Source organism: Gryllotalpicola protaetiae (assembly GCF_003627055.1).
Taxonomy (GTDB): domain Bacteria; phylum Actinomycetota; class Actinomycetes; order Actinomycetales; family Microbacteriaceae; genus Gryllotalpicola; species Gryllotalpicola protaetiae.
Genome location: NZ_CP032624.1, coordinates 988,517 through 1,001,751, shown reverse-complemented (window position 1 = coordinate 1,001,751; position 13,235 = coordinate 988,517). Strand labels below are relative to the sequence as shown.

At 69.1% G+C, this 13,235-nt stretch carries 12 protein-coding genes; 7 read left to right on the top strand and 5 right to left on the bottom strand.

Annotated features, from left to right (window positions below; all coding sequences use genetic code 11):
- The first annotated feature begins 21 nt into the window (after positions 1–21).
- A complete protein-coding gene (locus D7I44_RS18625; RefSeq protein WP_120788476.1) occupies positions 22–1,002 on the top strand; it encodes a DUF4190 domain-containing protein in 981 nt (326 codons plus the stop codon).
- On the opposite strand, the gene D7I44_RS04985 is transcribed toward D7I44_RS18625, so the two are convergent.
- On the bottom strand, positions 995–2,194 hold the full coding sequence (locus D7I44_RS04985) for a THUMP-like domain-containing protein (RefSeq protein WP_120788475.1): 1,200 nt from the start codon (positions 2,192–2,194) through the stop codon (positions 995–997). The two genes, D7I44_RS18625 and D7I44_RS04985, sit on opposite strands and share 8 nt — an antisense overlap.
- Before the next feature lie 139 nt (positions 2,195–2,333).
- Here D7I44_RS04985 and groES point away from each other — a divergent pair, with 139 nt between their 5' ends.
- The 3 genes from groES to D7I44_RS04970 all read left to right on the top strand — a co-directional run bounded on the left by groES (position 2,334) and on the right by D7I44_RS04970 (position 5,049).
- On the top strand, positions 2,334–2,630 hold the full coding sequence (gene groES / locus D7I44_RS04980; protein WP_120788474.1) for a co-chaperone GroES: 297 nt from the start codon (positions 2,334–2,336) through the stop codon (positions 2,628–2,630).
- A 114-nt stretch (positions 2,631–2,744) separates the two neighbouring features.
- The gene (gene rarD, locus D7I44_RS04975; RefSeq protein WP_120788473.1) at positions 2,745–3,683 is read left to right on the top strand and encodes an EamA family transporter RarD; all 939 of its coding nucleotides are present in this window, start codon (positions 2,745–2,747) and stop codon (positions 3,681–3,683) included.
- 103 nt (positions 3,684–3,786) lie between these two features.
- On the top strand, positions 3,787–5,049 hold the full coding sequence (locus tag D7I44_RS04970) for an ABC transporter substrate-binding protein (RefSeq protein WP_120788472.1): 1,263 nt from the start codon (positions 3,787–3,789) through the stop codon (positions 5,047–5,049).
- Positions 5,050–5,145: 96 nt separating this feature from the next.
- Here the strand turns inward: D7I44_RS04970 and D7I44_RS04965 are convergent, their stop codons facing one another.
- From D7I44_RS04965 to D7I44_RS04950, 4 genes are read right to left on the bottom strand one after another with little or no spacing between them, the layout of a single operon-like run.
- Positions 5,146–5,910 (bottom strand): ABC transporter ATP-binding protein, encoded by a 765-nt coding sequence (locus D7I44_RS04965; RefSeq protein WP_120788471.1) that lies wholly within the window; start codon positions 5,908–5,910, stop codon positions 5,146–5,148.
- Positions 5,907–6,872, bottom strand: a complete 966-nt coding sequence (locus D7I44_RS04960; protein WP_425459322.1) for an ABC transporter ATP-binding protein — start codon at positions 6,870–6,872, stop codon at positions 5,907–5,909. The genes D7I44_RS04965 and D7I44_RS04960 overlap by 4 nt, the downstream gene beginning before the upstream one ends.
- Complete coding sequence (locus tag D7I44_RS04955) at positions 6,865–7,839, bottom strand: branched-chain amino acid ABC transporter permease (RefSeq protein ID WP_120790801.1); 975 nt, start codon at positions 7,837–7,839, stop codon at positions 6,865–6,867. The genes D7I44_RS04960 and D7I44_RS04955 overlap by 8 nt, the downstream gene beginning before the upstream one ends.
- Before the next feature lie 13 nt (positions 7,840–7,852).
- Entirely contained in the window at positions 7,853–9,241 is a 1,389-nt protein-coding gene (locus D7I44_RS04950; RefSeq protein WP_120788470.1) for a branched-chain amino acid ABC transporter permease, read from the bottom strand.
- Positions 9,242–9,465: 224 nt separating this feature from the next.
- Between D7I44_RS04950 and guaB the strand changes: the two genes are divergently transcribed.
- The 3 genes from guaB (at position 9,466) to D7I44_RS04935 (ending at position 13,132) form a co-directional block, all read left to right on the top strand.
- Positions 9,466–10,968, top strand: coding sequence for an IMP dehydrogenase (guaB, locus tag D7I44_RS04945; RefSeq protein ID WP_120788469.1), 1,503 nt, complete (start codon positions 9,466–9,468; stop codon positions 10,966–10,968).
- Positions 10,969–11,047: 79 nt separating this feature from the next.
- Positions 11,048–12,040, top strand: a complete 993-nt coding sequence (locus D7I44_RS04940) for an LLM class F420-dependent oxidoreductase (RefSeq protein ID WP_120788468.1) — start codon at positions 11,048–11,050, stop codon at positions 12,038–12,040.
- Between the two features lie 9 nt (positions 12,041–12,049).
- A complete protein-coding gene (locus D7I44_RS04935; protein WP_120788467.1) occupies positions 12,050–13,132 on the top strand; it encodes a DUF4232 domain-containing protein in 1,083 nt (360 codons plus the stop codon).
- Positions 13,133–13,235 lie beyond the last annotated feature (103 nt).

The following is a 13,235-nucleotide window of genomic DNA, read 5'->3' as shown; positions in this document are numbered from 1 at the left end:
AGCCTGCGCTGAAGGAGCGTCATGTCCGATCCGCAGTTCCCTCCTCGCGAGCCTGACGAGCCGACGGTTCCGGCTGAACCGGACGAGCCCACGGTCCCGGCCGAGCCGACCGAGCCGACGATCCCGGCGGAGCCCGACGAGCCCACGGTCCCAGCCGAGCCGAGCACGCCGCTCGTGCCGTCGGAGCCGCCGGCCACGCCCGAGGCCCCGGAGCCGTTCACGACGCCCGAGCCGTTCGAGCCGGAGGCGCCTTCGATCGTTCCGCCGGAGCCGCCGGTCGCTCCGGTGGCGCCGCCCGTCCCCGAGCCGCCGGCCACGCCGTCCTTCGAGCCGCCTGCCCCGCCAGCGCCGCCCGCCCCGCCAAGCTACGAGGTGCCTGCTCCGCCCGCGCCCGTCTATGAGCCGCCTGCCCCGATCTTCGAGCAGCCGGCTCCGCCGGCCTCCTACGCGCCGCCGCCACCCCCTGCGCCGCCCGCGCCCGAAACCCCGGCCGGGCCGGTCCCCGGCTCCTACACGCCAGGCGAGCAGGGCTCGGTTCCGCCCGTGGCGCCGCCCGTCCCGGCATCCGATCTCGGCGCGCCGCCCGCACCGCAGTACGCGGCCCCGCAGTACGAATCACCCCAGTACGCGGCCGCGCCGGTGCCCCCGCCGGGTGCCGGGTATGCCCCGCCTGCGCCGCCCTACGGCGCCCCCGGCGCTCCGGGGTACAACCCGTACGCCCCGACTGGGACCGGCCCGCGCTGGAACGTGCTCTCGATCATCGCGATCATCGCCACCGGCGTCGGCGTCATCGGCGTGCTGGCGTTCATCGGCCAGATCGTCGGCATCATCCTCGGGTTCATCGGCCTGAACCAGATCAACCGCACCGGCGAGAGGGGCCGCGGCCTCGCGCTCACCGCGATCTGGGTCGGCATCGGCACGCTGGTGCTGTTCATCATCGGCATCATCATCCTGATCGCCGTCGTCGCAGCCGTCGGCACGAAGCAGGGCAGCTTCAGCTAAGGCGTTCTGCGAGCAGTGCGGTGTGGCGGCCCGCCACCCTGGTCAGGATCAGGGTGGCGGCCGCCTTGCCCTTCAGCGCGAGCCGCGTGCGCAGCTTCGCCGGGTCGACGTCGACCCCGCGCTTCTTGATCTCGAGCGTGCCGATGCCGCGTCTGCGCAGCTCGGCCTTGAGGTCCTTCTCGTGGTACGCCAGCCGCTCGACGATGCGGAAGCCCTGCGCGAACGGGGACCGTCGCGACTCGTCTGCGGTGACGTAGGCGATGCCCTCGCTGAGCATGCGCCCGTCAAGCGAGCGGGCGAGGTCGCCGATCAGGCGGGCGCGGATGACGGCGCCGTCCGGCTCGTAGAGGAACTCGCCGAGCTCGCCGACCGGCTCGTCTGCGCTGTCTTCGGGCGCAGTGAGCTCGTGCGCGCCCGAGGCGTCGAGAACGAGCGCTGCGCGCGTGACGCCGGGGCGGGCGAGCGCCCCGAACCAGAGCACGAGCTCGACGACCTGGCCGCCGTAGGACACCCACTGCGCCTCTGCGGATCCTGGGATCAGGTCGCGGTCGAACCCGGGGCCGAGCTTCACGCCCACCGGCATCCGGCTGGCGGCGTTGAACACCCAGTCGAGCGACGGTGACCAGTCGTCGGAATCCGCGAGGCGGCGCGTGTCGCTGTGGCCCGCGGTGCGGCGCGCCGGGTCGAGCCAGAGCCCGTCGGCGTGCGAGATGTCGAACGATTCCGCGTCGCCCTGCTCGACGGTCGCATCGGGGAACGGGGCAAGGTTGTAGGAGGCGATCGCCGCGGTCACCTCGTCGCGGTCGACCGCGGTGACGGCGAGACCGAGCGCGGCGAGCGCCATGGCATCGCCGCCGATTCCGCAGCCCAGATCGGCGACCAGACGGATGCCTGCATCGCGGTATCTGGCCGCATGCCGTGCGGCCACCGAGAGGCGCGTCGCCTGCTCGAGCCCGGCCTCGGTGAACAGCATGCGGTCGGAGAACTCGCCGAACTTGCCGCCCGCACCGCCGGCCTTCGCGCGCAGCCTCGCCTGCGTCAGCACCGCGGCGACGAGCGCGGGGGAGTGCCCGTCGCCGCGCAGCGATGCGACGAGCTTCACCACGTCGCGCTGCGACTCGTACGGCGGCAGGGAGTCGAGCAGGGTCAGGCCCTGCGGACTCAGCAGTTCGACGAGCTCGTCGCGAAGCATCCGCTCACCTGCAACCTGAATTCACATTTGGCACTCGCCTTGCAGGAGTGCCAGAGGGGGTCCTAGACTCGGCTTAGCACACTCGGTATGAGAGTGCTAACCATGTCTTGAAGTACACCGTACAAGAAAGAGGTCTACCGTGTCGGTCTCCATCAAGCCGCTCGAGGATCGCATCGTGATCAAGCAGGTCGAGGCAGAGACGACCACTGCGTCGGGTCTCGTGATCCCCGACTCCGCGAAGGAGAAGCCGCAGGAGGGCGAGGTTCTCGCCGTCGGCCCCGGTCGCATCGACGACAACGGCAACCGCGTTCCGCTCGACGTCGCGGTCGGCGACCGCGTCATCTACTCGCGCTACGGCGGCACCGAGGTCAAGTACAACAACGAGGAGTACCTCGTGCTGTCGGCCCGCGATGTCCTCGCGGTCGTCGTGCGCTGAGCAACACCCAGCAACACCTGAGGAGCCCGGGCGGAGTCGCCCGGGCTCCACTTTTGTGAAGGCGGCATCCTGCCGGGGGCCTCGCGCATCCCGTCGGCCCCGTAGCGTTGACGAGTGGCCGCCCGAGAACACAACCCCGTGAGAAGCGGTCTGCTGCTCGGTGCAGGCGCCTATCTGATCTGGGGCCTGCTGCCCCTCTACTTCCTGCTGCTCGCCCCCGCCGGCCCGTTCGAGATCGTCGCATGGCGCATCATCTGGTCGCTCGGCTTCTGCGCGATCGCGCTGACGCTCACCAGCGGCTGGCGCCGCCTGGGCGAGCTTGCTCGGCGCCCCCGCATCCTCTTCACCCTCGCCGGCGCGGGCGTGCTGATCTTCATTAACTGGCAGACCTACGTCTACGCGACGACGAGCGGCCAGGTCGTCGAAGCCGCGCTCGGCTACTTCATCAACCCGATCGTGCTGGTGTTCCTCGGCGTGCTCGTGCTGCGCGAGCGGCTGCGACCGCTGCAGTGGGCAGCCGTCGGCGTCAGCATCGTCGCGGTCGTCGTGCTCACCGTCGCCTATGGCGCGTTCCCGTGGATCGCGCTGACGCTCGCGTTCTCGTTCGGTCTGTACGGCTTCGTCAAGAAGCGCGTCGGCGGCGAGGTCGACGCCCTGTCCGGCCTCACCATCGAGTCGGCGTGGCTCGTGCCGGTCGCGGTGGCCGAGCTGGTCTTCGTCGGGTCGACGAGCGGCGTCGTGTTCGGCACCGCCGGCGCGGGCAACACGGTGCTGCTCGTTCTGGCGGGAGTGGTCACCGCCGTGCCGCTGCTTCTGTTCGCGTCATCCGCCCGCCGTCTGCCGCTCGTCTACATCGGCCTGCTGCAGTATCTGACGCCGATCATCCAGTTCGTCATCGGGGTCGCCTTCGAGCACGAGCGGATGGAACCGGCGCGCTGGGTCGGGTTCATCGTGATCTGGGCGGCGCTCGGCCTGCTGACGATCGACCTGCTGCGCGCCTCGCGCACGGCTCGTGCGGCGCGCGCGTCCCAGGGCGTCGTTACACGACCGTAACGCGCTGGAACCACCGTGGCGCGTTTCTGCGCATAGCGTGACGAGGCAATGGGGGCGTCTTTCGCGCCTCTTATGTCACGCACACATTCCCCGAAGGAGCAGCATGCGCAGCTCGCACCCCCGACGTCTTGCCGTCGGAGCCATCGCCACCGCTGGGGCGGTCGCCATCGTCCTCAGCGGTTGCTCTTCCAGCCCCTCGACCTCGTCGTCCGGCTCGAAGGACCTGACGCTGAACATCGGCACGATCCTGCCCCAGACCGGCAGCCTCGCCACCCTGGGCCCGCCCGCGATCGAGGCGACGAACCTCGCCGTCGCCGACATCAACAAGGCCGACAAGGGCATCACGCTCAAGATCACGCAGAAGGACTCCGGCGACACCACGACCAACATCGCGACGCAGTCCGTCACGTCCCTGCTCGCGCAGAACGTCGACGCGATCATCGGCGCCGAGTCGTCGTCGGTCACGCTGACGGTCATCAAGCAGATCTCCGGCGCGAAGGTGCTCGAGTTCTCGCCGGCGAACACGTCGCCCGACCTGTCCGACGACTCGCTGGACAACGGCTACTTCTGGCGCGACGCCCCCTCCGACGTGCTGCAGGGCAAGGTGCTCGGTGAGAAGGTCGCGAAGGACGGTCACACCAACGTCAGCATCCTGTACCAGAACGACTCCTACGGTCAGGGCCTCAACGACAATGTCAAGAAGTCCATCGAGGCTCAGGGCGCCACGGTCGCGACCGACGTCGCCTTCGACCCGGCCGCGACCGACTTCTCGGCGGAGGTCAACAAGGTGCTCGCGCCGAAGCCCGACGCGCTCGTCCTGATCAGCTTCGACCAGATCAAGAAGATCGTGCCGCTGCTGCAGACCGCCGGGTTCGACTTCAAGAACCTGTACGGCACCGACGGCAACTACGGCGTGATCGACCCGACCACGACCGACGTTCCGAGCATCGAGGGCGCGCAGTTCACGAACCCGGGCGTTCAGACGTCTGACGACCTGAAGGCCAAGCTCCAGGCGCAGGCCAAGAAGGACGGCGCCTCGGAGCTCAAGGCCTGGTCCTACGCCCCGGAGTCGTACGACGCGGTCACCGTGCTCGCTCTCGCGGCCCTCAAGGGCGGCGCGACCGACGGCACGACGCTGAAGAACAACCTGAGCGCGGTCACCCACGGGTCGACCGACTGCAAGACCTTCGCGGCGTGCGCCGACGCCCTGAAGGACGGCAAGTCGATCCACTACCAGGGTCTGTCCGGCCCCATCGCGTTCCAGAAGAACGGTGACCCCGGCCAGGCGTACATCTCGATCTACAAGTACAACGCGGACAACTCGAACACCTTCGAGAGCTCGCAGTTCGGCGACCTGACCAAGTAAGGCCGCCATGCAGAAGGGCCCCGGCTTCGGCCGGGGCCCTTCTCAGATGCGAAGAGCGGATGCCTCAGGCATCCGCTCTTCGTCGTGCAATGGCTGCTAGCCGCCCACGACCGGGGTCGAACTCGTCGCGGTGTGGTCGGTCGCGAGGGTGCCGAGGTACAGCTCGATGACCTTCGGGTCGTTCAGCAGCTCGCGGCCGGGGCCCGTGTAGGCGTCCTTGCCCTGGTCGAGCACGTAGCCGCGGTGGCAGATCTGCAGCGCGCGGCGGGCGTTCTGCTCGACGAGCAGCACGGAGACGCCTGCGCGGTTGATCTGGGCGACGTTGATGAACGTCTCGTCCTGGCGCACCGGAGACAGGCCGGCTGAGGGCTCGTCGAGCAGCAGCACCTGCGGGTCCATCATGAGCGCGCGGCTCATGGCGACCATCTGCCGCTCACCGCCGGAGAGCGAGCCCGCGCGCTGGGCGAGCCGCTTGCCGAGCTCGGGGAAGAGCGCGGTGACGAAGCCGAGGCGCTCCTTGAAGGACCTGGGGCGCTGGAAGGCGCCCATCTCGAGGTTCTCCTGAATGGTGAGCGACGGGAACACGTTCGCGTTCTGCGGCACGAAGCCGACCCCGCGCGACACGAGCTTCTCGGCCTTGAGGCCCGTGATGTCCTGGCCGTTCAGCACCACAGAGCCCTCACGGATCGACACCTGGCCGAACACCGCCTTGAGCAGCGTCGACTTGCCGGCGCCGTTCGGGCCGATGATGCCGACCATCTCACCCTTCTTCACCGTCACGGAGCACCCGTTCAGGATGTTGACGCCGGGGATGTACCCGGCGACGAGGTCTGTGGTCTCGAGAGCGATCTCGTCGGTCACTTCCCGGCCTCCTGGTCTTCCTGCTCTTCCAGTTCCTCTTCGATCTGCCCGATCAGCTCGTCGGAGACCCCGACGTCCTCGGCGATCGCGAGCTGGCCGGTCAGGGTGCCGAGGTCGGTGTCGTGGTGCGCGCCCAGATAGGCGTCGATGACGGCCTGGTCGCTCATCACCGCGCGCGGGTAGCCCTCGGCGACGACCTTGCCCTCTGCCATCACGATCACCCAGTCGGCGATCGTCTGCACCATGTGCATGTCGTGCTCGACGAACAGCACGGTCATGCCGCTGTCCTTGAGGCCGAGGATGTGTCCGAGCAGCGACTGCGTGAGCGCCGGGTTGACGCCGGCCATCGGCTCGTCGAGCATCACGAGGGTCGGGTCGCTCATCAGGGCGCGCGCCATCTCGAGGAGCTTGCGCTGACCGCCCGAGAGGGATGCCGCATAGTCGGGCGCCTTCGCGTCGAGCTTGAAGCGGGCGAGCAGCTCCATCGCCTTGCCGGTGATCTCGGCCTCGCGCTTGCTCCACAGGAACGGCATGAGCGAGGGCAGGAAGCGCTCGCCGAGCTGCTTCGTCGCCCCGAGCCGCATGTTCTCGAGCACCGAGAGCAGTCCGAGCGACTTCGTCAGCTGGAAGGTGCGCACCATTCCTCGGCGCGCCACCTTGTAGGACGGCACCCCGGCGAGGTCGGAGCCGTCGAACGTCCACGTGCCTGCGTTGGGGCGATCGAAGCCCGTGAGCAGGTTGAAGAACGTCGTCTTGCCTGCGCCGTTCGGCCCGATGAGGGCCGTGATCTTCCCGCGCGGGATCTCGACGTGCTCGACGTCGACGGCGACGTTGCCGCCGAACTGCCGCATCACGCCGTCGGCGACGAGGATCGGGTCGGCCTTGCGGACGCCCGGCCCGATGGGGGCTGCGGGGTCGGCGACGATGGGTGAGGCATCCGCTGCCGCAATTGGATCAGACACTGAAGTGCGCCTCCTTCTTCTTGCCGAAGATGCCCTGTGGTCTGAAGATCACGAGCAGCATCAGCGCGACGCCGACGACGATGAAGCGCACCGGGCCCTGCTGCACCTGGGAGAGCGGCAGGATGTGGCTGGTCGCGAGGATGCCGATGATCCCGTCGGACAGGTTGAGAACGACCCAGAAGATGATCGAGCCGATGATCGGACCGAGCACGGTCGTCGCGCCGCCGAGCAGCATGATCGTCCAGAGGAAGAACGTCGTCTGGGTCGCGTAGTTGTTCGGCTGCAGCGAGGTCGGGATGATGTTGATGATCGCGCCGAGGGTGCCGAGGATGCCGCCGATGATCAGCGCCTGCAGCTTGAACGAGTACACGTTCTTGCCGAGCGAGCGCACGGCGTCCTCGTCTTCGCGGATGCCCTTGACGATGCGGCCCCACGGGCTGCGCATGAGCTGCCAGACGAACAGCGCCGCCAGTGCGACGAGCACCCAGCCGACGGTCATCACCCAGATGTCGTCCGCCGTGTACGGCACGAGGCCGATGCGGTAGACGCGGTCGGGGAACGGGTTCAGCCGGTTGAACGCGGCCTCTGCGCCGTTGATGCCGTCGGAGCCGCCGGTGAACGCCGTGAAGTTCGGCGTCTGCACGGTGTATCTGATGATCTCGGCCGCGGCGATCGTCACGATCGACAGGTAGTCGGCGCGCAGGCGCAGCGTCGGGATGCCGAGCAGGAACGCGAAGGCCGTCGCGCCGACGAGCGCCGCGAGGACCGACGCCCACAGCGGGAACCCGAAGCGGGTGGCGGTGATCGCGAAGAAGTACGCCCCGACCGACATGAAGCCCGCCTGGCCGAAGTTGAGCAGGCCGGTGAACCCGAAGTGCACCGAGAGGCCGAGCGCCGCGAGCGCGAACGCGATCGTCTGCGGCGAGATGATCTGGTTCAGCGTGAGGGGGAGGAAGGTCCAGTCCAGCATTTCGTCGTCCTTACCCGATCCGGTCCTTCTTGCCGAGGATGCCCTGGGGCCTCACCAGCAGGATGACGATCATGGCGATCAGCGCCGCGACGAACTTGAGGTTCGCCGGCAGCCAGATCGCCGAGACATTGATGAAGAGCCCGATGATGAGCGAGCCGACGAGGGCCCCGTAGGCGGTGCCCAGCCCGCCGAGCGTGACCGCGGCGAAGATCGCGAGCAGGATCTGCGCCCCCGAGTCCCACTGGACCGTCTGGTAGTAGGCGAGCAGGGCGCCGGCGAGGCCGGCGAGCGCGCCGCCGGCCGTCCATACGATGCGGATCACCGACTCGACATCGATGCCCGAAGCCGCGGCGAGAGATCTGTTGTCGGAGACCGCGCGGGTGGCCTTGCCGATGCGCGTGTTGGTCAGCAGCCACGCGACGCCGACGAGGACGACGATGGCGATGACCGCCGCGGCGAGATTCGCGCTCGTCAGGCGCACCGGGCCCAGCGTGAGTGCGGCCGAGCTGTCCTGCGGGAGGAGCAGCGTGCCCGGGCCGAAGATGATCTGGTACAGGTAGCGCACCGCGAGCGACAGGCCGATCGAGACGATCATGAGCGGGATCAGTGCGACGCGCTTGCGTCGCAGCGGTCGCCACAGCCCGAGGTCCTGCGCGAAGCCGAAGGCGCCGCCGAGCACGGTGGCGATGATGATGCCGAGCCACCCCGGCAGGTGTGCGAGGCTCGTGAAGGTGTAGGCCATCAGACCGCCGAACGTCACCAGCTCGCCGTGGGCGAAGTTGTTGAGGCCGGTCGTGCCGTAGATCAGAGAGACGCCGATCGAGGCGAGCGCGAGCAGCAGGCCGAAGATCAGGCCGGTCGCGAGCGCGGGCCAGATGCGGCGGCCGAAATCGACGGATGCCGAACTGCTGCTCGCCTTCGGATGGGTCGCCGTCGCGCCGGGGCTCGGCGATGCCGTCTGCTGCGTCTGCGCGGCCGTCGCCGAGATGAAGATGTAGTTGGCGAGCACCTGCTTGTTGCCGGTGTCGACCTCGACGCTGCGGCTGGGCTTGAGCGCGCTCGGCAGTGCGAGGCCGGCGGGCACCTTGCTGACGTCGAGCGTCACCTCGAAGGTGCCGGGGCCGGGCAGCCCGACCTCGACGCGGCCGTCGTCGCCGGTGGCGAGGGTCACATCGAAGCCGTCGCCGGTGACCTGCACGGGAATGCCGGGCAGCGGCTTCGCGGGCGGCGTGCTGTTGTCGCGCGCGATCACGAGGATCGACTCTTTGGCCGTCGCCGGGTCGATCGGAGTGCTGGCGGCGACCGCGGGGGTTACCGCCAGGCCGACGGAGAGCAGGACTCCGACCGCGGCGGCGATCGTCGTCGCGGCGCGGACGAGGCGCCTTCGGGTCGTGGGCACTCGGCCTCCTGGTGGTGCGATCTCAGGTGCGTAATGAGGAAGCTATGGGTCTGATGTGTCAGCCGTGTTTCCGGCATGTGCCCGGTTTCGGGCATCGTCGCCCAGTGGGACCTCATTGTTCCCGGAATCTTCTCGCAGGGCCATCGGTTACCCTTTAATGAATCCCCGACGGCGTGTTGTGCGCGGGGATTTTTTGCCTCACGCGCGCGAGAAGTAAGGGTGTCATGGACCAGGCAGATCCGTTCGGTTTCGTCGGTTTGACTTACGACGACGTCATGCTCCTGCCGGGGGCGACCGACGTCATCCCGTCCGAGGCGGACACCGCCTCGCGACTCACCAAGAGGATCTCGGTCAACGCGCCGCTGCTGTCGGCCGCGATGGACACCGTCACCGAGGGCCGTATGGCGATCGCCATGGCCCGCGCGGGCGGCATCGGGATCATCCACCGCAACATGTCCATCCAGGACCAGGCCGAGTTCGTCGACAAGGTGAAGCGCTCGGAGTCGGGCATGATCACCAACCCCGTCACGACCACGCCGGACGCCACCGTCGCCGAGGTCGACCGGCTGTGCCGCGACTTCCGCGTCTCCGGGCTTCCCGTCGTCGACGAGGCGGGCACGCTCGTCGGCATCATCACCAACCGCGACATGCGCTTCGTCTCGCCGTTCGAGGCGGAGGCCACGCGTGTCGCCGACGTCATGACGCGGATGCCGCTCGTGACGGCCCCCGTCGGCATCGACCCCGACCACGCGCTCGCGCTGCTCGCCCAGCACAAGATCGAGAAGCTGCCGCTCGTCGACGAGTCCGGCCGCCTCAAGGGCCTCATCACCGTCAAGGACTTCGACAAGTCCGAGAAGTACCCGCTCGCCACGAAGGACGAGGCCGGTCGGCTGCGCGTGGGCGCGGCCATCGGGGTCTTCGGCGACGCGTGGGACCGCGCCGTCGCTCTGATGGAGGCGGGTGTCGACGTCATCGTCACCGACACCGCCAACGGCGAGAGCCGGGTCGAGCTCGACCTCATCGCGCGCATGAAGGCGGACCCCGCGTTCGCGCACGTCGACGTGATCGGCGGCAACGTCGCGACCCGCTCGGGCGCGCAGGCCCTCATCGAGGCCGGGGCCGACGCGGTGAAGGTCGGCGTCGGGCCGGGATCGATCTGCACCACGCGCGTGGTCGCGGGCGTGGGCGTTCCGCAGGTGACCGCCGTCTATGAGGCATCCCTCGCGGCCCGCGCCGCAGGTGTGCCGCTGATCGCCGACGGCGGCCTGCAGTACTCGGGCGACATCGGCAAGGCGCTGGTCGCCGGTGCAGACACCGTGATGATCGGCTCGCTGCTCGCCGGCACCGACGAGTCGCCCGGCGACATGATCTTCGTCAACGGCAAGCAGTTCAAGACATACCGCGGCATGGGCTCGCTCGGCGCGCTGCAGACGCGAGGCAAGAAGACCTCGTACTCGCGCGACCGCTATTTCCAGGCCGACGTGCCGAGTGACGACGAGCTCATCGCCGAGGGCATCGAGGGCAAGGTCGCGTACCGCGGCGCCGTGAACTCGGTCGTGCACCAGCTGCTCGGCGGCCTGCGCCAGACGATGTTCTACGTCGGCGCCCGCACGGTCCCCGAGCTCAAGGCCAAGGGCAAGTTCGTGCGCATCACGGCGGCCGGCCTGAAAGAGAGCCACCCGCACGACATCCAGATGGTCGTCGAGGCGCCGAACTACCGCAAGTAGGCCGTTCGCCCGGGACGGAAACATTTCCGTTCCGGGCGTTCTCGTTCACATGGGCTAATCGAATCGATACGATCGCACCATGCGATTCGGACTCTTCGTTCCCCAAGGCTGGCGTCACGACCTGGTCGGCATCGACCCCGCAGAGCACTGGGCGGTGATGAACGGCCTCGCTCAGCACGCGGACGCGAACGAGCAGTGGGAGTCGATCTGGGTCTACGACCACTTCCACACGGTGCCGATCCCCTCTGACCAGGCGACCCACGAGGCGTGGTCGCTGATCTCGGGCTTCGCCGCTGCGACCAAGCGCGTGCGCCTCGGTCAGATGTGCACCTGCATGAGCTACCGCAACCCCGGCTATCTCGCGAAGGTCGCGACGACGGCCGACATCATCTCGGGCGGGCGCGTCGAGATGGGCATCGGCGGTGGCTGGTACGAGCACGAGTGGCGCGCGTACGGCTACGGCTTCCCGCCCATCGGCGAGCGGCTCGGCCGCCTGCGTGAGGGCGTCGAGATCATGAAGCAGGCCTGGACGACCGGCACGGCGACGCTCGACGGCAAGTACTACCAGGTCGACGGCGCGCTGTTCTACCCGCAGCCGCTGCAGAAGCCGGGCATCCCGTTCTGGATCTCGGGCGGCGGCGAGCAGGTCACGCTGAAGATCGCCGCGCAGTACGCGCAGTACACGAACTTCGCCGGCGACCCAGAGGGCTTCGCCCGGAAGAGCGCGATCCTGAAGGACCACTGCGAGAAGCTCGGCACCGACTTCGACGCCATCGTGCGCTCGGCGAACTACAACGTGATCATCGGCGACTCCCAGGCCGACATCGACGCGCAGCTCGACGCTCTCGACGCGCGCGTGCGCCCGTATCTCGGCGAGAAGACGGATGCCTTCGTCGGCGAGTACCGCAGCGAGAACGCCCTCGCCGTCGGAACGCCCGAGCAGATCGTCGAGAAGCTGCAGAAGCAGGCGGAGGCCGGTCTCGGCTACGCGATCTTCTACTTCCCGAACGCCGCGTACTCGACCGACGCCATCGAGCGCTTCGAGAAGGACGTCCTGCCCCAGCTCAGCTAGCGTCGAAGCATGACGGACACGACTCGCGGCCGCGGTACCGGGCTTTTCGCCGGTGCCGCGGCCGCAGTTCTGTGGTGGGGCGTCAACGCGCTCTCGGTGCACCTGACGTACAACGACACCGTGCCGGCGGCATTCGCGCAGCTCGTGCTGCCCGCGGCGGTTCCGAGCTTCACCTGGGTCACGCCGCAGCCGTGGCCCGTGCTCGCGCCGGCGCTCTCGGCTGTCGCGGTGGGCGCGCTCACCGCGTGGTTCACGCGGCTGGCCGGGCGCGCCGCGACCGCCGGGCGGGGGCTCGTCGTCTTCGCTTCCTGGTTCGGCGTCGTCGCGGCGGCCGTCATCGTCGGCGTCGCGATCGGGCTGGGCGTGACGATCGCAGACTGGCCCCCGGGGCGGCTCTACAACGCTCTTGACGCGTTCCCCGGCCCGGTGCAGCAGGCGGCCGTGTGGGGCGCGGTCTGGGGCTGGATTCCCGCCCTGCTCGCGCGTGTCGGGCGACGCCCCTCGGCACGGCTTCTGCCCGCCGTCGTGCTGGGTGTCATCTTCACCGGTCTCGCCGTGGCCGGTCAGGCGAGCGCGCAGCTGCCGTCGCCGACCGGGCAGGCTTCGCCCGCACCGACGCCGACTGCGCCGGCGACCCCGATTCCCACGGCGGCGCCCGGTGCGCCCGCCGCAGACCCCGACTGGTGCTCGGCGACGCAGGTCGAGCTCAGCCTGAGCCCTGAGGACGGCGCCGCCGGCCACCGGGCCATGACCCTCACCGCGACGAACCGCACCGGCGTCGACTGCATGCTGAACGGCTACCCCGACCTCGCCTTCGGCGACGCGGCCAGTTCGCTGCTCGTCGTACACGCGGTGCGGGGCGGCAGCTTCGCCGCCGACGATCCGGGACCCACTGAGGTGCGCCTCGGTGCGGGGCAGTCGGCGAAGTCGATCCTCGGCTGGGACGCCCAGCCCAGCGACCCGGCGCACCAGGTGCACTGGGTCGCGGCCGCACTCTATCCGGGCGCGACGCGCACCCTGCTGCCCGCCCAGGTCGACCTCATCGCGGGTGCCGACCTCGGCTACACGGCGTGGCAGGCGGCCGCCGGATAGCGCGGGAATCCGCTGCGTGCGCGGGTGAGACGACGGTTCCGCGGGCGGTGTTTCTCCCGCGCACCCGCGTTTTCTCCCGCGCACGCAAAAGGCGAGCGGATGC

Excerpts from the sequence above, each read along its gene's own strand:
- D7I44_RS18625 (WP_120788476.1), top strand. The coding sequence starts at position 22 with ATGTCCGATCCGCAGTTCCCTCCTCGCGAGCCTGACGAGCCGACGGTT.
- D7I44_RS04985 (WP_120788475.1), bottom strand. The coding sequence starts at position 2,194 with ATGCTTCGCGACGAGCTCGTCGAACTGCTGAGTCCGCAGGGCCTGACC.
- D7I44_RS04970 (WP_120788472.1), top strand. The coding sequence starts at position 3,787 with ATGCGCAGCTCGCACCCCCGACGTCTTGCCGTCGGAGCCATCGCCACC.
- guaB (WP_120788469.1), top strand. The coding sequence starts at position 9,466 with ATGGACCAGGCAGATCCGTTCGGTTTCGTCGGTTTGACTTACGACGAC.
- D7I44_RS04940 (WP_120788468.1), top strand. The coding sequence starts at position 11,048 with ATGCGATTCGGACTCTTCGTTCCCCAAGGCTGGCGTCACGACCTGGTC.
- D7I44_RS04935 (WP_120788467.1), top strand. The coding sequence starts at position 12,050 with ATGACGGACACGACTCGCGGCCGCGGTACCGGGCTTTTCGCCGGTGCC.